The 18,548-nt window shown below is 73.5% G+C and carries 17 protein-coding genes and 1 pseudogene; 13 read left to right on the forward strand and 5 right to left on the reverse strand.

Going from position 1 to position 18,548, the window contains the following annotated elements:
- Window positions 1-347: pseudogene (locus ACOV8S_RS08200) on the forward strand (oxidoreductase); the annotation flags it as partial.
- 307 nt (window positions 348-654) lie between these two features.
- On the opposite strand, the gene ACOV8S_RS08205 reads toward ACOV8S_RS08200, so the two are convergent.
- The 3 genes from ACOV8S_RS08205 to ACOV8S_RS08215 form a co-directional block, all read right to left on the reverse strand.
- Complete coding sequence (locus tag ACOV8S_RS08205) at window positions 655-3,018, reverse strand: Tex family protein (protein ID WP_448317006.1); 2,364 nt, start codon at window positions 3,016-3,018, stop codon at window positions 655-657.
- A 211-nt stretch (window positions 3,019-3,229) separates the two neighbouring features.
- Window positions 3,230-3,361, reverse strand: coding sequence for an LPFR motif small protein (locus ACOV8S_RS08210; RefSeq protein WP_351115060.1), 132 nt, complete (start codon window positions 3,359-3,361; stop codon window positions 3,230-3,232).
- 115 nt (window positions 3,362-3,476) lie between these two features.
- A complete protein-coding gene (locus tag ACOV8S_RS08215) occupies window positions 3,477-4,217 on the reverse strand; it encodes an enoyl-CoA hydratase/isomerase family protein (RefSeq protein WP_448317007.1) in 741 nt (246 codons plus the stop codon).
- Between the two features lie 67 nt (window positions 4,218-4,284).
- Between ACOV8S_RS08215 and ACOV8S_RS08220 the strand changes: the two genes are divergently transcribed.
- Both ACOV8S_RS08220 and ACOV8S_RS08225 read left to right on the forward strand, forming a co-directional pair.
- Window positions 4,285-4,995 carry an HdeD family acid-resistance protein gene (locus ACOV8S_RS08220; protein ID WP_448317008.1) on the forward strand — a complete coding sequence of 237 codons (711 nt, stop codon included), beginning with the start codon at window positions 4,285-4,287 and terminating at the stop codon, window positions 4,993-4,995.
- Between the two features lie 182 nt (window positions 4,996-5,177).
- Window positions 5,178-5,681: an ATP-binding protein gene (locus tag ACOV8S_RS08225; protein ID WP_448317396.1), complete on the forward strand. Its 504-nt coding sequence runs from the start codon at window positions 5,178-5,180 to the stop codon at window positions 5,679-5,681.
- 106 nt (window positions 5,682-5,787) lie between these two features.
- Here the strand turns inward: ACOV8S_RS08225 and idi are convergent, their stop codons facing one another.
- Both idi and ACOV8S_RS08235 read right to left on the reverse strand, forming a co-directional pair.
- Window positions 5,788-6,363 carry an isopentenyl-diphosphate Delta-isomerase gene (idi, locus tag ACOV8S_RS08230; protein WP_448317009.1) on the reverse strand — a complete coding sequence of 192 codons (576 nt, stop codon included), beginning with the start codon at window positions 6,361-6,363 and terminating at the stop codon, window positions 5,788-5,790.
- 76 nt (window positions 6,364-6,439) lie between these two features.
- Complete coding sequence (locus tag ACOV8S_RS08235; protein ID WP_448317011.1) at window positions 6,440-7,384, reverse strand: cation diffusion facilitator family transporter; 945 nt, start codon at window positions 7,382-7,384, stop codon at window positions 6,440-6,442.
- Window positions 7,385-7,684: 300 nt separating this feature from the next.
- Between ACOV8S_RS08235 and ACOV8S_RS08240 the strand changes: the two genes are divergently transcribed.
- From ACOV8S_RS08240 to hpnE, 10 genes are all read left to right on the forward strand, one after another.
- Entirely contained in the window at window positions 7,685-9,520 is a 1,836-nt protein-coding gene (locus ACOV8S_RS08240; protein WP_448317012.1) for a DUF5941 domain-containing protein, read from the forward strand.
- The gene (locus ACOV8S_RS08245) at window positions 9,517-10,269 is read left to right on the forward strand and encodes a phosphocholine cytidylyltransferase family protein (RefSeq protein ID WP_382559515.1); all 753 of its coding nucleotides are present in this window, start codon (window positions 9,517-9,519) and stop codon (window positions 10,267-10,269) included. Before ACOV8S_RS08240 ends, ACOV8S_RS08245 begins: the two co-directional genes overlap by 4 nt.
- Entirely contained in the window at window positions 10,257-11,321 is a 1,065-nt protein-coding gene (locus ACOV8S_RS08250) for an iron-containing alcohol dehydrogenase family protein (RefSeq protein ID WP_448317013.1), read from the forward strand. The genes ACOV8S_RS08245 and ACOV8S_RS08250 overlap by 13 nt, the downstream gene beginning before the upstream one ends.
- Entirely contained in the window at window positions 11,299-12,084 is a 786-nt protein-coding gene (locus ACOV8S_RS08255; protein WP_448317014.1) for a CDP-alcohol phosphatidyltransferase family protein, read from the forward strand. The genes ACOV8S_RS08250 and ACOV8S_RS08255 overlap by 23 nt, the downstream gene beginning before the upstream one ends.
- Window positions 12,085-12,218: 134 nt before the next feature.
- Window positions 12,219-13,073 (forward strand): glycosyltransferase family 2 protein, encoded by an 855-nt coding sequence (locus ACOV8S_RS08260; RefSeq protein WP_448317397.1) that lies wholly within the window; start codon window positions 12,219-12,221, stop codon window positions 13,071-13,073.
- A gap of 118 nt (window positions 13,074-13,191) precedes the next feature.
- On the forward strand, window positions 13,192-14,121 hold the full coding sequence (locus ACOV8S_RS08265; RefSeq protein WP_448317016.1) for an ABC transporter permease: 930 nt from the start codon (window positions 13,192-13,194) through the stop codon (window positions 14,119-14,121).
- Complete coding sequence (locus ACOV8S_RS08270; RefSeq protein WP_448317018.1) at window positions 14,114-14,893, forward strand: ABC transporter ATP-binding protein; 780 nt, start codon at window positions 14,114-14,116, stop codon at window positions 14,891-14,893. Before ACOV8S_RS08265 ends, ACOV8S_RS08270 begins: the two co-directional genes overlap by 8 nt.
- Before the next feature lie 330 nt (window positions 14,894-15,223).
- On the forward strand, window positions 15,224-16,123 hold the full coding sequence (hpnC, locus tag ACOV8S_RS08275) for a squalene synthase HpnC (RefSeq protein WP_448317020.1): 900 nt from the start codon (window positions 15,224-15,226) through the stop codon (window positions 16,121-16,123).
- Window positions 16,120-17,070, forward strand: a complete 951-nt coding sequence (gene hpnD, locus ACOV8S_RS08280) for a presqualene diphosphate synthase HpnD (protein WP_448317022.1) — start codon at window positions 16,120-16,122, stop codon at window positions 17,068-17,070. The genes hpnC and hpnD overlap by 4 nt, the downstream gene beginning before the upstream one ends.
- Window positions 17,071-17,185: 115 nt before the next feature.
- Window positions 17,186-18,548 (forward strand): hydroxysqualene dehydroxylase HpnE (gene hpnE, locus ACOV8S_RS08285; protein ID WP_448317024.1); only part of this gene is annotated, 1,363 nt, incomplete at its 3' end.

The following is an 18,548-nucleotide window of genomic DNA, read 5'->3' on the forward strand; positions in this document are numbered from 1 at the left end:
GGGCGGGGGCGGAGGTGGCCTACGTCGACGGACTCGCCCCGGTGATCCCGCTGCTGGTGGCCCAGACCGAGGAGGCGCTGGACCGGCGCCCGGAGGACCGGCGCCGGCTCGCCGCGCTGCGGGCGACGGACCGCGAGGCGGTGGTCGAGGTCAGCTCCGACTGCCGTGTGGGCCTCACCGTCTACCGCATGGACCGGCTCCGCCGCACCCACGAGCACATCGCCTTCGACGACGTGCTGTCCCGGGGCAGCCACCGGCTCCCGCTGGACCCCGGCGCGGTGCGGGGCGACGCCTTCCTGGTCGCCCGCACCTCGGGCGAGGTCCGCGTCGCGCCCGTCCCGCACTGACACCGGGCCCGAGGACGCGCTGCCCCGAATGCGCCGCCATGGACACCCGTCGGCCGACGCGGGAGCCGCCCCGGCCCCGCGCCGGAACCGGCACAGAGCCTGGGCCACACCGGCAGCGCCCCGGCCCGGGCGGCCCAACCCGTGGCGCCGAGGCCGCACCGGCCCTCGGCGTCCCGCGCCGCCCGGCGCCTGAGCCGCACAGCCGTACCGTCACCCGCCGCCCGGAGCGAGAGCCGCCCCGGCCACGGCGTCACCCGGCGGCGCGGGAACCGCCCCCGCTCCCGGCGGGCTCACTCTGCGGCGAGGGTCAGAGCAGGCCCGCGCGGCGCAGGGCGTCCGCCATCGCGCTGTCGGCGGGCGGCTGGGCGCGGCGGCCGTCCCCGCCGCCGCCCCGGCCCTCCTTCGCCCGGCCCTCCTTCGCCCGGCGCTGCTGCGGCGGACGCTGCCCGCCGCGCTGCTGCTGCCGCTCGCCGCGGGCCGGACGCTCCGCGGTCTTCTCGTCCTCCAGCCGCAGCGTCAGCGAGATCCGCTTGCGCGGGATGTCGACGTCCAGCACCTTCACCCGGACGATGTCACCCGGCTTCACCACGTCCCGCGGGTCCTTGACGAAGGTGCGCGACATCGCCGAGACGTGCACCAGGCCGTCCTGGTGCACGCCGACGTCGACGAAGGCGCCGAAGGCGGCCACGTTGGTGACCACGCCCTCCAGGATCATCCCCGGCTCCAGGTCGGAGATCTTCTCCACGCCGTCCTTGAAGCTGGCGGTGCGGAAGGCGGGCCGCGGGTCGCGCCCGGGCTTCTCCAGCTCCTTCAGGATGTCGGTCACCGTCGGCAGACCGAAGGTGTCGTCCACGAACTGCTCGGGGCGCAGCGACCGCAGCACCGAGGTGTTGCCGACCAGCGAGGCCACCTCCTGCCCCGTCGTTTTCACCATCCGGCGCACCACCGGGTACGCCTCCGGGTGGACGCTGGAGGCGTCCAGCGGGTCGTCGCCGCGGATCCGCAGGAAGCCCGCGCACTGCTCGTACGCCTTGGGCCCGAGCCGCGCCACCTTCTTCAGCTCCGACCGCGAACGGAACGGCCCGTTCTCGTCACGGTGGCGGACGATGTTCTCGGCCAGCGAGGAGGAGATGCCCGAGACCCGGGCCAGCAGCGGGGTGGAGGCCGTGTTGACGTCCACGCCGACGCCGTTCACACAGTCCTCGACCACCGCGTCCAGCGAACGGGACAGCTTCACCTCGGACAGGTCGTGCTGGTACTGGCCGACGCCGATCGACCGGGGGTCGATCTTCACCAGCTCGGCCAGCGGGTCCTGCAGCCGCCGCGCGATGGAGACCGCGCCGCGCAGCGACACGTCCATCTCCGGCAGCTCCTGCGAGGCGAAGGCGGAGGCCGAGTACACCGAGGCGCCCGCCTCCGAGACCATCACCTTGGTCAGGTTCAGCTCCGGGTGCCGGGCGATCAGGTCGCCGGCGAGCTTGTCGGTCTCCCGGGAGGCCGTGCCGTTGCCGATGGCGATCAGCTCGACGGCGTGCTGCTTCGCCAGCCGGGCCAGCTTGGCGATCGCCTCGTCCCACCGGTTGGCCGGCACGTGCGGGTGGACCACGTCGGTGGCGACGACCTTGCCCGTGGAGTCCACCACGGCCACCTTGACTCCGGTGCGGAACCCCGGGTCCAGGCCGAGCGTGGCGCGGGTGCCGGCCGGCGCGGCCAGCAGCAGGTCGCGCAGGTTGGCGGCGAACACCCGCACCGCCTCGTCCTCGGCGCCGGTGCGCAGCCGCAGCCGCAGGTCGATGCCCAGGTGCACCAGGATCCTGGTCCGCCAGGCCCAGCGCACGGTGTCCTTCAGCCACTTGTCGCCCGGGCGGCCACGGTCGGCGACGCCGAAGCGGTGGGCGACGATCCCCTCGAAGGACGAGGGGCCCTCCACCGGCTCCTCGGGCTCCAGGACGAGGTCGAGGACCTCCTCCTTCTCGCCGCGCAGCAGCGCCAGCACCCGGTGCGAGGGCAGCTCGGCGAACGGCTCGGCGAAGTCGAAGTAGTCGGAGAACTTCGCGCCGGCCTCCTCCTTGCCCTCCCGCACCTTCGAGACCAGACGGCCCCGCGTCCACATCCGCTCGCGCAGCTCGCCGATCAGGTCGGCGTCCTCGGAGAACCGCTCGGTGAGAATCGCCCGGGCCCCGTCCAGCGCGGCCTGCGGATCGGCGACGCCCTTGTCCGCGTCGACGAACGCGGCCGCGGCGGCGAGCGGCTCCACCGACGGGTCGGTGAGCAGCCCCTCGGCCAGCGGTTCCAGCCCGGCCTCGCGGGCGATCTGCGCCTTGGTCCGCCGCTTCGGCTTGAAGGGCAGGTAGATGTCCTCCAGGCGGGCCTTGGTCTCGGCCTCCCGGATGCGGGTCTCCAGCTCCTCGGTGAGCTTGCCCTGCTCGCGCACCGACTCCAGGACGGCGGTGCGGCGCTCCTCGAGCTCCCGCAGGTAGCGCAGCCGCTCCTCCAGGGTGCGCAGCTGGGCGTCGTCCAGCCCGTCGGTCGCCTCCTTGCGGTAGCGGGCGACGAACGGCACCGTCGACCCGCCGTCCAGGAGATCCACCGCGGCCTGGACCTGCCGCTCCCGTACGCCGAGTTCCTCGGCGATCCTGCCTTCGATGGACGCTGCCAGGGGTGTCGTCACGATCCCGTACCGCCTTCTGAAGCCTCGAGGTTGCGCGGCAATTCTGGCAGGTCGCGCGGACGACGGCGGTCAGGGCGTGCGGGCGACGGAGGTCAGGGCGCGCGCGGACGCGCGAAGGCCCGGCCGCAGGGGCCGGGCCTTCGCGCGTTTCTCGCGCTCACGAGGCGCGCACAGGGGCGCTCATGGCACGCTCACGACGGGGTGCGCGCGCTCAGGCGCGACGACCGTGCGCCGTGGAGGAGGCACCGCCGAAGAGACGGGCGACGGCTCGGAAGGGCAGCGTCACCACGGTGGCGATGGCACTGCCGATCTGACGGAGAACGTCCGCGACAGCTCGGAACACGTTGGTCACCTTCCCTCGCTCTGCCCGGCCGGAAGTCCCTGCGCCGGGGAACCTACAGGTAACCGGCCTCGCCACGGACATGCCTGATCGTTTCCGGAACGTGCCGGGCGGCCGGTCAGCGGGGCCAGGTGAAGGAGGCGCCGCGGCGCTCCAGGAAGGCGGCGACGCCCTCCTCGAGATCCCTGCTCGCGCGCGCCGCCGCGGCCCAGTGGGCGTCCCGGTCGGTGCGCCCGTCGGCGAACTCCTTCGCCGCCGCCTGGGTGAGCCGCGAACGGGAGACCAGGATGCGGGTGAACTCCTCGACCCGGGCCGCGAGCCGCCCGGCCGGCAGCAGCTCGTCCACCAGACCGGTCCGCAGGGCCCGCTCCCCGTCGACCAGCTCCCCGGAGAACAGCAGGTACTTCGCGCCCGAGGGTCCCACCAGCGACACCAGCCGCCGGGTGGAGGAGGACGGGTAGACGATCCCCAGCTTGGCCGGGGTCACCCCGAAGAGCGCGCCCTCCTCGGCGAACCGCAGGTCGCAGGCGGCCGCCAGCTGGGTGCCGCCGCCCACGCAGTGGCCGCGCACCGCCGCGAGCGTCGGCTTCGGGAACGCGGCCAGCGCCTCCTCCGCCTCCAGCGAGAGCCGCTGCGCCACCTCCGCGGTGTCACGCAGTCCTGAGATGTCCGCGCCCGCGCAGAAGGTGGCCCCCTCGCCCGTGAGCACCAGGACCCGTACGGCGTCGTCGAGCGCCAGCGTCTCCAGCAGCGGCGGCAGCGCCCGCCACATCGCGTCGGTCATGGCGTTGCGCCGCTCGGGGTGGCTGATCAGGACGGTGGCGACGCCGTCGGCGACGCTGTGCGACAGATGGGGCATGCCGCGGATGGTACCGGCGGGCTGGGTACTCGGCCGGGCACGAGGGACACCCGGCGAGGAGGCCGTGATGAGCAGGATCAGGGCGAAGGACGAGCGGACGCGGATCAACCGGAGCTTCGGCTGGCTGGCCGTCCTCGGCGTGGCGCTGGTGATCGCCGGGGTCGTCGGCCTCGTCTACACGGGCCTGGCGACCCTCACCAGCATGCTGCTGTTCGGCTGGCTGCTGCTGATCGGCGGCGTGGTGGGCCTCGGGCACGCGGTGCAGGCCCGGGGCACCGGTTTCTTCTGGCTGGGCGTGGTGGTCGCCGCCCTGAACATCGCGGCCGGCGTGGTGATCCTCGTGCGGCCCGACGCGGCGGCCGTCTCACTGACCCTGTTCGCGGCGCTGCTGTTCCTCACCGGCGGGGTGTTCCGCATCGTCGGCAGTCTCGTGGTGCGCGGGCCGCAGTTCGGCTGGACCCTGGTGCAGGGCGCGTTCGGCCTCCTGCTGGGCATCCTGGTGCTGAACTCCTGGCCGAGCGACAGCCGCTACGTCCTGGGCACCTTCTTCTCGCTGGCGCTGCTCTTCGACGGACTGGGGCTGATCGCCACCGGCTTCGGCGGCCGCAACGTGGTGGGGATGGTGACCGAGGCCGAACGCGCCGACCGCGGACGCAGCCTCGGGGGCGACGCCTACTACGCGGGCCGCTCGGACGCGGAGCGGAACGTGTCCGAGGGCGAGCGGACCGGTCCGCAGGACGGGCGCCGCGGGGCAGGAGGGGACGTTCCGCCCCAATAAGCGGAAGAGTTCGCGAAGCTTCCCAAGGCGCGCAGGAGCGATCGTGCAACCGCCTTTGGCATACGCCCATCGGTCGACATCGGTCGATAGTGATCGTTTTCTGGACAGCGTCCGGGCGGTGACCTGCCGGTTCCCACACTCGACGTGTGGTGACAGTCGAGCACGAGGGTGGGGGCCGGACGATGGAGGACCCAGGGCGCGGAGACGGTCCGGGCCCACAGGGCCCCGTGGAGGCGGCAGCGCCCCCCGCGGCGCACGCCCCCTACGAAGGCGTGTGGAGGTTCACCGCCCCGGCCGTGGACGCCTCGGTGCCGCAGGCCCGCCGCGCCGTGCGGGACCTGCTGCGCCGCCAGGGGGTACCGGCCGCCGAGGAGGTGGTCGACGGCCTGCTCCTGATCGTCTCGGAGCTGGTCACCAACGCCGTCCGTCACGCCGCTCTGCTGTCGCCCGTCCTGGCGGTGGAGGTCGCGGTCGGCGCGGAGTGGATCAGGGTCTCCGTCGAGGACAACCACCCCTACCGGCCCACCGCGCTGATCGCCGACACCGGTCGGACCGGCGGCCGCGGCCTGTTGCTGGTGCGCGAGACCACCCGAGAGTTCGGCGGGGCCTGCGAGGTGGAGCACACCGCCGCGGGCGGAAAGATCATCTGGGCGGCCCTGCCGCTTTGCCCGCCCGTCCGCCACTAGGACCGCGCGGCAGCCACCCGGGGACCGCCCGTCCGGTGCCGGAGCGGGCGGAGCCACGTGGAGCGGGCCGGCGCTTCGAGACGGCCGGCCCGCGGGGCGACGGCGGCTACCAGCCGACCGAAGGACCGGTGAGCTCGCGGACCGCCGGGCGCGCCGCGTCGAGCACGGTCATGAACCACGCCGAGAAGGGGTCGGCGTCGTGCCGCTTCTCCAGCTCCTCGGGGGTGACGAACGCGATGTCGCCGACCTCCTGAGGGTCCGGGTCCGGGCGGCCGCGGACCAGGCCGACGAAGAGGTGGTTGAACTCCTGCTCCACCAGGCCCGAGGCCGGGTCCGGGTGGTTGTAGCGGACCGTGCCCGCCTCGGCGAGCAGCGCCGGGGAGACGCCCAGCTCCTCGAAGGTGCGGCGCGCGGCAGCGGCGAACGGCGCCTCGCCCGGGTAGGGGTGGCCGCAGCAGGTGTTGGACCACACGCCGGGGGAGTGGTATTTGCCCAGCGCGCGCTGCTGCAGCAGCAGCCGCCCGCGGTTGTCGAAGAGGAAGACGGAGAACGCGCGGTGCAGCAGACCGGGCGCCTGGTGCGCCGTGAGTTTCTCCTCCGTGCCGATGGTCACGCCCTGCTCGTCGACCAGCTCCAGCAGGATGGTCTCGTCCGTCGTCGTCTTCACAGGTGTGCTCGGCATGACCCCTAGTCTGCCGTACGTGAGCCCGTGGCGCGGGCGCGGCACCGCCGACCGGACCCCGCGCGCCGGAGCGCGGTCAATGGCACAAACCCGCCTCGTGCGCCGCGTGGCCCGCCGGTTCGAGCTGGAAGGTGCAGTGCTCCACGTCGAAGTGCGAGCCCAGACAGGACTGCAGGTCGCGCAGCATCCGCTCGTGTCCCCGGCCCTCCAGCGCCTCCGCCCCGACCACCACGTGCGCCGACAGCACCGGCAGCCCCGAGGTGATCGTCCACACGTGCAGGTCGTGCACGTCCTCCACACCCGGCAGCGCCAGCAGGTGCGCGCGCAGCCGGCCGAGGTCGACGTCGCGCGGGGCGGCCTCCAGCAGCACGTCCACCGTCTCGCGCAGCAGCCGCCAGGCACGCGGCACGATCATCAGCGCGATCACCAGGGAGGCGACGGGGTCGGCGGCCCGCCACCCGGTGAGCAGCACCAGCGCGGCCGAGACCAGCACCGCCACGGACCCCAGCGCGTCGGCGGCCACCTCGAGGAAGGCGCCGCGCACGTTCAGGCTCTCCTTGCGGCCGCCCATCAGCAGCAGGAGCGAGACCAGGTTCGCCACCAGGCCCACCGCGCCGAAGACCAGCGTCAGGCCGCCCTCCACCTCGGCCGGCTCCAGCAGCCGGCCGACGGCCTCGACCACCACGTAACCGCCCACCCCGAAGAGCAGGAGACAGTTGGCCAGCGCCGCCAGGATCTCCGCGCGGGCCAGCCCGAAGGTGTGGTGGCCGCTCGCCGGGCGGCCCGCGAAACGGATCGCCAGGAGCGCCATGCCCAGCCCCAGCGCGTCGGTGGCCATGTGGGCGGCGTCCGCGACCAGCGCGAGGGAGCCCGCGAGCACGCCGCCGGTCACCTCGGCCGCGGTCACCAGGAGCGTGATCGCCAGGGCCGCCCGCAACCGGCCGCGGTGCGCCGCGGTCACGGTGGCGGCGGGTCCCGCGCCCCCGCCGTGGTGGTGCCCGTGCTGGTGTCCGGCCCCCATGGAAACCGCCCTCCGTGATCGCCGCCGCCCCCGGGTGACAGGGGAACGCAGCCTTCCGCCGACCGTTGCCGCCCCCAGTCAACTACCTCCGGTCGCCAGGGGCAAAGCGACGCTGAACACCGTTGTCATATCCTTTGACCTGCGCAAACGTCCCGCGTCCGGCCTGCCGCCGGGCGGGCGGTGATCGCGGAGGTCCGGCGATCCGATAACCTCTGCCGACACGCCCCGGCCGCCTCGCCGGGCGGGCCACCACGTATGCCGCCGGCGCGCCGCAGCGCCGCACCCAGGGAGTGAGTACGGTTGCCGACCGCCATCGTCACCGGTCCGCCGGTTCCCGGATCTTCCTTGGCGGACGATCTCGGATCCCTCGGATTCGAGGTGCGGACCGCCGCCGACGTGGGTGAGACGGAGGCGCAGCTCGCCGCCGTCCCCGGCGACCGCCGCGTCGCCCTCGTCGACGCCCGGTTCATGGGCCACCTGCACGCCCTGCGCCTGGGTCTCACCGACCCACGGTTCCCGGTTTCCGCGATCGAGGGCGCCGTCTCGGTGAAGCCGGAGGCGCGCCAGGCGCTCACCCGGGCCGTCGCCCGGGCCAGCTCCGCCGCCGTGGACGCGGGGGACGCCCCCGCACCCGGTGACGCCACCACCGTCGCCGACCGCACGCTGGCCGACCGGCTCGCCGCCGCCCTCGAGGCGGACGGCGCGCAGGTGCACCGCCCCGAGCTGGGCAGCCTGGTGGCGGCCACCCCCGCGGACCCGCAGAGCCGGCACGCCACCCGTGAGGCCCTCGCCGCCGTCGACGAGGAGTCGGTCCGGCTGCGCTCCGCGGTCAAGGCCCGCGACGGCTTCGTCACGACCTTCCTGATCAGCCCCTACTCCAAGTACGTCGCCCGCTGGTGCGCCCGCCGGGGACTGACCCCCAACCAGGTCACCACCGCCTCGCTGCTCACCGCGCTGATCGCGGCGTCCTGCGCCGCCACCGGCACCCGCGGCGGCTTCGTCGCGGCCGGCGTCCTGCTCATCGCCTCGTTCGTCCTGGACTGCGCGGACGGGCAGCTCGCCCGCTACTCGCTCCAGTACTCGACGCTGGGCGCCTGGCTCGACGCCACCTTCGACCGGGCCAAGGAGTACGCCTACTACGCGGGCCTCGCCCTGGGCGCCGCCCGCGGCGGGGACGACGTCTGGGCGCTGGCCCTGGGCGCGATGATCCTGCAGACCTGCCGGCACGTGGTCGACTTCTCCTTCAACGAGGCCAACCACGACGCCCAGGCCAACACCAGCCCCACCGCGGCGCTCTCCGACAAGCTGGACGGCCTCGGCTGGACGGTCTGGCTCCGCCGCATGATCGTCCTGCCGATCGGCGAACGCTGGCTGATGATCGCCGTGCTCACCGCGCTGACCACGCCCCGCGTCACCTTCGTGGTGCTGCTGATCGGCTGCGCCGTCGCCGCCTGCTACACCACCGCCGGCCGCCTGCTGCGCTCGGTGACCCGCAAGGCGCGCCGCACCGACCGGGCCGCCGCCGCGCTGGCCGACCTGACCGACAGCGGCCCCCTCGCGCAGTCCGTGGCCCGGGTCACCCGTCGCCTCGTCCCCTCCGGCTCCGCCCCGTTCCTCGCCGCCGCGGGCGCGCTGCTCGTGGTGATCCTCGCCGCAGTGTGCGGCGCCTCGTGGATCACCGTCGCCGGCGCCGCCGGCTACGCCCTGCTGGCCGGCGCGGCCGTCGCCCGGCCCCTGATGGGCGCGCTGGACTGGCTCGTTCCCCCCTTCTTCCGCGCCGCCGAGTATGGCGTCGTTCTGCTGCTCGCGGCCCAATCCGAGGTGAACGGAGCGCTTCCGGCGGCTTTCGGGCTGGTGGCGGCGGTCGCCTACCATCACTACGACACGGTGTACCGCATCCGCGGCAACGCCGGCGCGCCCCCGCACTGGCTGGTGCGGGCGGCGCTGGGCCACGAGGGCCGCACCCTCGTGGTCACCGTGCTCGCCGCACTGCTCACCGCGGCGCAGTTCCCGGTCGCGCTCACGGCGCTCGCCGTGGCCGTGGCCGCCCTGGTGCTCCTGGAGAGCATCCGCTATTGGGTGTCCGCCCACCGGGCCGGCGCACCCGCTGTACACGACGAAGGAGAACCCGCATGATCGGCCTCGTGCTGGCGGCAGGCGCCGGACGCCGCCTGCGCCCCTACACGGACACCCTTCCCAAGGCTCTGGTGCCCGTGGGGCCCGAGGGCAACGAGGACAGCCTCACCGTCCTCGACCTGACCCTCGGCAACTTCGCCGAGATCGGCCTCACCGAGGTGGCGATCATCGTCGGGTACCGCAAGGAGGCCGTCTACGAGCGCCGCGAGGCGCTCGAGGCCAAGTACGGTGTCAAGATCACCCTGATCGACAACGACAAGGCCGAGGAGTGGAACAACGCCTACTCCCTGTGGTGCGGCCGTGACGCCCTCAAGGACGGCGTCATCCTCGCCAACGGTGACACCGTCCACCCGGTCTCCGTCGAGAAGACGCTGCTCGCCGCCCGCGGCGAGGGCAAGAAGATCATCCTCGCCCTCGACACGGTGAAGAACCTCGCCGACGAGGAGATGAAGGTCGTCGTCGACCCCGAGAAGGGCGTCCGCAAGATCACCAAGCTGATGGACCCGGCGGAGGCCACCGGCGAGTACATCGGCGTCACCCTGATCGAGGGCGACGCGGCCGCGGAGCTCGGCGACGCGCTGAAGACGGTCTGGGAGACGGACCCGCAGCAGTTCTACGAGCACGGCTACCAGGAGCTGGTCAACCGCGGCTTCAAGATCGACGTCGCGCCGATCGGCGAGGTCGCGTGGGTCGAGATCGACAACCACGAGGACCTGGCCCGTGGGCGGGAGATCGCGTGCCGCTACTGACGAGGCTCATTCCGTCGCCGGTCGTCGTCGACATCCGGTCCGGGGCCTTGGACGACCTGTCGGCGATCCTGTCCGACCAGCGGATCTCGTCCTCGGGCAAGCTGGCCTTCGCCATCAGCGCCGGCTCCGGCCAGGCGCTGAGGGAACGGTTCGCTCCCGCGATGCCGCAGGCGGACTGGTTCGACGACGCGGACGGCACCATCGACGGCGCCGTCCGGCTGGCCGACTCCATCAAGCGCAAGGGCCGCTACGACGCGGTCGTCGCGCTCGGCGGCGGCAAGGTGGTCGACTGCGCCAAGTACGCGGCCGCCCGGGTCGGGCTGCCGCTGGTCGCGGTCGCCACCAACCTGGCCAACGACGGACTGTGCTCGCCGGTGGCCACGCTGGACAACGACGCGGGCCGCGGCTCGTACGGCGTCCCGAACCCCATCGGCATCGTCATCGACCTGGACATAATCCGCCAGGCGCCGCCGCAGTTCGTGCGGGCCGGCATCGGCGACGTGATCTGCAAGATCTCTGCCGTGGCGGACTGGGAGCTGTCCCAGCGGGTGAACGGCGAGAAGGTGGACGGCCTGGCCGCCGCGATGGCGCGGCAGGCCGCCGAGGCCGTGCTGCGCCATCCCGGCACCATCGCGGACGACCAGTTCCTCGCCACCCTGTCGGAGTCGCTGGTGCTCTGCGGCATCTCGATGTCGGTGGCGGGCGACTCGCGTCCCGCCTCCGGCGCGTGCCACGAGATCAGCCACGGGTTCGACCTGCTCTTCCCGAAGCGGGCCGCCGCCCACGGCGAGCAGTGCGGGCTGGGCGGCGCGTTCGCCACCTACCTGCGGGGTGACGTGGCGACCGCGGGCGAGATGGCCGAGTGCCTGCGACGGCACGATCTGCCGGTGCTGCCGGAGGAGATCGGCTTCTCCATGGAGGAGTTCGTCAAGGTCGTGGAGTTCGCGCCGGAGACCCGTCCCGGCCGCTACACGATCCTCGAGCACCTCGACCTCCGGACCGACCAGATCAAGGACGCGTACGCCGACTATGTCAAGGCCATCGGTAGCTGAACTGCGGCCCGTCGTCCACCCCGACGGGGTGAAGGACCGGCGCAGCGGTGAGCACTGGGCGGGTCGTCTCTACATGCGGGAGATCTCGCTGCGGGTCGACCGTTACCTGGTCAACACCCGGGTGACGCCCAACCAGCTCACCTACCTGATGGTGGTGGCGGGCGTCCTGGCGGGCGCGGCACTCCTCGTGCCGGGCCTCGCCGGGGCGCTCCTCGGCGCCCTGCTGATCCAGCTGTACCTCCTGCTGGACTGCGTCGACGGGGAGATCGCCCGTTGGCGCCGGCAGACCTCGGTCACCGGCGTCTACCTGGACCGCGTCGGCCACTACCTCTCCGAGGCCGCCCTGCTGGTCGGCTTCGGCCTGCGGGGCGCCGACCTGTGGGACGGGGCGGAGGGCCCCGAGTGGCTGTGGGCCTTCCTGGGCACGCTGGCCGCCCTGGGCGCCATCCTGATCAAGGCCGAGACGGACCTGGTCGACGTGGCGCGCAGCCGCAGCGGCCTGACCGCCGTGAAGGACGAGGCCGCCGCGCCCCGCTCCTTTGGCCTCGCGCTGGCCCGCCGGGCGGCGGCCGCGCTCAAGTTCCACCGGCTGGTCGGCGGCGTGGAGGCGAGCCTGTTCGTCCTCGTCGTCGCGATCGCCGACCTGATCGCCGGCGGCGGTCTCTTCTGGACCCGCCTCGGCATCGCCGTGCTGGCAGGCATCGCGATCCTGCAGACCCTGCTGCACCTCGTGTCCATCCTCGCCTCGAGCAGACTGCGGTGAGCGCCTCCGTGAATTCCATGAACCCCGTGCATTCCGTGCACGAAGCCCCGAAGGACGCCGTGACCGGGACCCACCCCGATGCCGCTCCCGCCGCAGGCCGCCGGCCCGCCAAGGTGGGCGCGGTGATCATCACCATGGGCAACCGCCCGGCCGAGCTGCGCGCGCTGCTCGACTCGGTGGCCCGCCAGGACGGCGACCGGGTCGAGGTCGTCGTGGTGGGCAACGGAGCTCCCGTGCCCGACGTCCCCGAGGGCGTGCGGACCGTCGAACTGCCCGAGAACCTGGGCATCCCCGGCGGACGCAACGTCGGCATCGAGGCCTTCCGCACCGACGGCGCCGAGGGCTACGACGTCGACATCATGCTCTTCCTGGACGACGACGGCCTGCTCGCCCGCACCGACACCGCCGAGCTGTGCCGCCAGGCGTTCGAGGCCGACCCGCGGCTGGGCATCATCAGCTTCCGGATCGCCGACCCGGACACCGGGGTGACGCAGCGCCGGCACGTCCCGCGGCTGCGCGCCTCCGACCCGATGCGCTCGTCGCGGGTCACCACCTTCCTCGGCGGCGCCAACGCGGTGCGCACCGAGGTCATGGCCCAGGTGGGCGCGCTGCCCGGCGACTTCTTCTACGCCCACGAGGAGACCGACCTCGCCTGGCGCGCCCTGGACGCCGGCTGGATGATCGACTACCGGGCCGACATGGTCCTGTACCACCCCACCACGGCCCCCTCCCGGCACGCGGTCTACCACCGCATGGTGGCGCGCAACCGGGTCTGGCTCGCCCGCCGCAACCTGCCCGCCCTCCTCGTCCCGGTCTACCTCGGGGTGTGGACGGCGCTCACCCTGCTGCGCACCCGCGACGGCGCCGCGCTCAAGGCCTGGTTGGGCGGCTTCAAGGAGGGCTGGACCACTCCGTGCGGTCCTCGCCGTCCGATGCGGTGGCGCACCGTCTGGCGGCTGACCCGACTGGGCCGGCCCCCGGTCATCTGAGACGCTCGTCGCAGCGGGGGGAACCGGGCGGCCCGTACCCTCGGCCGTGCCCGGTCCTCCGCCGGGGCGCCGTGCCCGTCGAGACGCCGTATCCATCGAGACAGCGAGAGTTCGAGCAGTGAGTGAGTCAACGCATGACGGCCCGGTCGCGGTCGGCCCGCGCCCGTCGCCCGACGACGGCCTGACGGCGGCGGAGCTCGCCGCCAAGTACGGCCTGACCGTGAGCGGCGCCCGGCCCTCAATCCCGGCGTACGTGCGTCAGCTGTGGAACCGCCGGCACTTCATCGTGGCCTTCTCCCGGGCGAAGCTGTCCGCGCAGTACAGCCAGGCCAAGCTCGGCCAGCTCTGGCAGGTGGTGACGCCGCTGCTGAACGCGCTGGTCTACTACCTGATCTTCGGGCTGATCCTGAACGCGGGCCGCGGCCTGCCCAAGGACGTGTACATCCCGTTCCTGGTGACCGGCGTGTTCGTGTTCACCTTCACCCAGACGTCGGTGATGTCCGGCGTTCGGGCGATCTCCGGCAACCTGGGGCTGGTGCGCGCCCTGCACTTCCCGCGCGCCTCGCTGCCCGTCTCCTTCGCCCTGCAGCAGCTGCAGCAGCTGCTGGTGTCGATGCTCGTGCTGTTCGCGGTCGTCGTCGCCTTCGGCAGCCGGCCCTCGCTGTCCTGGCTGCTGATCGTGCCGGCCCTGGTCCTCCAGTTCGGCTTCAACACCGGCCTGGCCCTGATCATGGCGCGGGCCGGGGCGCACACCCCCGACCTGGCCCAGCTCATGCCCTTCGTCACCCGGACCTGGATGTACGCCTCCGGCGTGATGTTCTCCATCCCGGCCATGCTCGCGGACAAGCCGCAGTGGATCGCGGACGTCCTCCAGTGGAACCCGGCCGCCGTCTACATGGACCTGATCCGCTTCGCGCTGATCGACGGCTACGGCTCGGAGAACCTCCCGCCGCACGTGTGGGCGGTGGCACTGGGCTGGGCCGTGCTGGTCCTGGCCGGCGGCTTCGTGTACTTCTGGAAGGCGGAGGAGAGGTACGGCCGTGGCTGAGCAGCGCGAGGACGCCCACGTCCCGACCGTGATCGCGGACGAACTGCACATCGTCTACAAGGTCAACGGCGCCCGCAAGGGCAAGGGCAGCGCCACCGCCGCGCTCTCGCGCATCATGCGCCGGGGCGAGGAGCGGGGCGTGCGCGAGGTGCACGCGGTGCGCGGCGTCTCCTTCACCGCCTACAAGGGCGAGGCCATCGGCCTCATCGGCTCCAACGGCTCGGGCAAGTCGACCCTGCTGCGGGCCATCGCCGGCCTGCTGCCGGCCGAGCGCGGCCGGGTGTACACCAACGGCCAGCCCTCCCTGCTGGGCGTCAACGCCGCCCTGATGAACGACCTGACCGGTGAGCGCAACGTGATACTCGGCGGCCTCGCCATGGGGATGTCGCGCGAGCAGATCCGCGAGCGCTACCAGGAGATCGTCGACTTCTCCGGCATCAACGAGAAGGGCGACTTCATCAGCCTGCCCATGCGGACCTACTCCTCCGGCATGGCGGCGCGGCTGCGGTTCTCCATCGCCGCGGCCAAGGACCACGACGTGCTGATGATCGACGAGGCGCTGGCCACCGGTGACCGGAAGTTCCAGAAGCGCTCCGAGGCGCGCATCCGCGAACTGCGCCAGCAGGCCGGCACCGTCTTCCTGGTCAGCCACAACAACAAGTCGATCCGCGACACCTGCGACCGCGTCCTGTGGCTGGAGCGCGGCGAGCTGCGGATGGACGGACCCACCGAAGAGGTCCTCAAGGAGTACGAGAAGTTCACCGCCAAGTGACACCGCGTCGCCCCGCGCCGCGCCCGCACCGCGCGGGCGCGGCGCTCCGGCCTGCGGCGCGGGCCCGAGGGCGAACTCGGGGCCCCGCGGTGACCGTGGGTGACCCCCCTGCGTGCGCGCGCCGACGCGCCACGTAGGCTGGGGCGACGCCGCAATCACGGCAAGCGACGACGAAACGGCGTATATCTCGCACTTCGCACGCCTCGCCCTGCGCACGGCGTGTCCGAAATAGTGCGATTTGGATCCACAGTGTAGAACGGGAGACATGACGGCAATGGCTACGGAAGTGTCCCGACCCGTAGGGTCAGCCGTCCCCGTCCAGGGCCGCGCGTGGTGAGGCGAGCGGCAGCGCCGCGTGCCGGGGACGGCACCCTCGTCAAGGCGTCCGACGAGAACTTCCCGGTGGCGCCGTTCTTCCTGCCCCGCGCCTGGCGCGAGGACCTGATGGCCGTCTACGGCTTCGCCCGTCTGGTCGACGACATCGGCGACGGCGACCTGGCTCCCGGCGGCGAGGACGCCCGGCTGCTCGGCGTGGCCCCCGCCGACGCGGACGACCGGCTCCTGATGCTCGACGCCCTGGAGGCCGACCTGCGCCGCCTGTTCGGCGGCGGGCGGCCCCGCCACCCGCTGATCGCGCACCTCGCCCCCACGGTGCGCCGGACCGGCCTCACCCCCGAGCCGTTCCTCGGCCTGGTCGCCGCCAACCGGCAGGACCAGGAGGTCACCCGGTACGAGACCTGGGACGACCTGCTCGCCTACTGCGAACTGTCGGCCAACCCGGTGGGCCGCCTGGTGCTCGCCGTCACCGGCACCGCCACCCCCGAACGGATCCGCCGCTCCGACGCGGTGTGCACCGCCCTCCAGGTCGTCGAGCACCTCCAGGACGTCCGCGAGGACCTGGAGCGGGGCCGGATCTACCTGCCGCTGCAGGACATGAAACGTTTTCACGTCGACGAGGCCGCACTGGCCGCCCCCACCGCCGGCGCCTCCGTACGCGCGCTGATCGCCTTCGAGGCGGAGCGCGCGCGGACGCTGCTCGACGAGGGCGTCCCGCTCGTGGCGAGCGTCTCCGGACGCCTGCGGCTGCTGCTGGCCGGCTTCACCGCCGGCGGCCGGGCGGCGCTGGCCGCCGTCGCCGCCGCCGGGTTCGACGTGCTGCCCGGTCCGCCCAAGCCCGGCAAGGTGCGCCTGCTGCGCGAGGCGGGCGTGATCCTGCGAGGAGAGAGGTGATCGGGACCGTGGACCTGGAGCGAGACGTGTCCGCGCCGGTGCTCGCCGCCTACAGCTACTGCGAGACCGTCACCGGACAACAGGCGCGCAACTTCGCCTACGGCATCCGGCTGCTGCCCGAGGCCAAACGCCGTGCCATGTCGGCCCTGTACGCCTTCTCCCGGCGCGTGGACGACATCGGCGACGGCGACCTGCCGGACGAGGTCAAGGCGCTCCGGCTGAAGGAGACCCGGGTGCTGCTCGGCCGGGTCCGCGACGGCGAGATCGACGAGTACGAGACCGACCCGGTGGCGGTCGCCCTGGCGCACGCCGCGCGGGTCTTCCCGATACCGCTGGACGGCTTGGACGAGCTGATCGACGGCGTCGTGATGGACGTCCACGGCGCGACCTACGAGACCTGGGACGACCTCGCCCTGTACTGCCGCTGTGTGGCGGGGGCGATCGGCCGCCTCTCCCTCGGGGTGTTCGGCGCCGACCCGGGGGCGCGCGACGTCGAACGCGCGCCCGAGTACGCCGACACCCTCGGTCTCGCGCTCCAGCTCACCAACATCCTGCGCGACGTCCGTGAGGACGCCGAGGGCGGGCGCGTCTACCTGCCCGCCGAGGACCTGGCCACGTTCGGCTGCTCCGCCGGATTCGACGGCCCGACCCCGCCGGCCGGCTCCGACTTCGCCGGCCTCGTCCACTTCGAGGTGCGCCGGGCGCGCGCCCTGTTCGCCGAGGGGTACCGGCTGCTGCCCATGCTGGACCGGCGCAGCGGCGCCTGCGTCGCCGCCATGGCCGGCATCTACCGACGGCTGCTGGACCGCATTGAGCGCGACCCGCTCGCCGTGCTGCGCGGCCGGGTCTCCCTGCCCGGCCGGGAGAAGGCGTACGTCGCCGTACGCGGCCTGTCCGGCCTCGACGCACGCACCGTCACCCGGCGCGACGCCAGGAGGACTTGCTGATGGGGTCCCCGGAACACAGGCGCACCGAAGCCCGGGCGGCCTCCGCGGACGTCCGTGCGCCGGGCGGCCCCGGCCGCCCGCAGTGGACCGCCCGGCGCGCGGGGGAGGGCACGCGATGACCCGCGCCGCCACGGCGCGCGCCGCCGCAGCGGGCGACGCCGTCGTCGTGGGCGGAGGCCTGGCCGGCGTCACCGCCGCGCTGTCCCTCGCCGACTCCGGGGTCCGCGTCACCGTGCTGGAGGGCCGCCCCCGGCTGGGCGGCCTCGCCTTCTCCTTCCGCAGGGGCGAGCTGACCGTGGACAACGGACAGCACGTGTACCTGCGCTGCTGCACCGCCTACCGCTGGTTCCTCGACCGCGTCGGCGGCGCCGCGCTCGCGCCGCTGCAGGAACGTCTCGACGTGCCCGTCCTCGACGTCGCCCGGCCTCCGGGCCGCCGGCTGGGACGCCTGCGGCGCGACGCGCTGCCGGTGCCGCTGCACCTGGGCCGCAGCCTCACCGCCTACCCCCACCTCTCGCTCGCCGACCGCGCCCGGGTGGGCCGCGCGGCCGCCGCGCTGTACCGGCTCGACCCCGCCGACCCGGACCTCGACGCACGTGACTTCGGCGGCTGGCTGGCCGAGCACGGACAGTCACCGCGCGCCGTAGAGGCACTGTGGGACCTCATCGGTGTCGCCACCCTCAACGCCCGCGCCGACGACGTCTCGCTGGCCCTGGCCGCCATGGTGCTGCGCACCGGACTGCTCTCCGGGGCGGGCGCCTCCGACATCGGATGGGCCCGCGTCCCGCTCGGCGAGCTCCACGACACCCTGGCCCGCCGCGCACTGGAGGAGGCGGGCGTCCAGGTCCTCACCCGCGCCCGGGCGACCGCCCTGGAGCGCCGGGAGGACGGCCGCTGGCAGGTCGCCCTCGCCGAGGGCGCGGGCGGCACGCGGACGCTCGAGGCCGACGCCGTCGTCCTGGCCGTACCGCCCCGCGAGACCCACGGCCTGCTGCCGGGCGGCGCCCTCGAGGACTCCGGACGGCTCCTGGAGATCGGGCACTCGCCCATCCTCAACGTGCACGTCGTCTACGACCGCAAGGTCCTCGACGCGCCGTTCGTCGCCGCCCTGGGCACCCCGATCCAGTGGGTGTTCGACCGCACCGAGGCCTCCGGGCTCACCGAGGGCCAGTACCTGGCGCTCTCGCAGTCGGCGGCCGACGAGGACATCGACGCGCCCGTCGCCGACCTGCGCGCCCGGTACCTGCCGGAGCTGGAGAAACTGCTGCCCCTCACCCGCGCGGCCCATGTGCGGGACTTCTTCGTCACCCGGGAGCGCACCGCCACCTTCGCCCCCGCCCCCGGCGTCGGGCGGCTGCGGCCCGGCGCGCGCACCCGGCTGCCCGGCCTGGCCCTGGCCGGAGCGTGGACCGCGACCGGCTGGCCCGCCACCATGGAGGGCGCGGTCCGCAGCGGCGTGTCGGCGGCCGACGCCGCCC

Source organism: Streptomyces sp. CO7 (assembly GCF_053474865.1).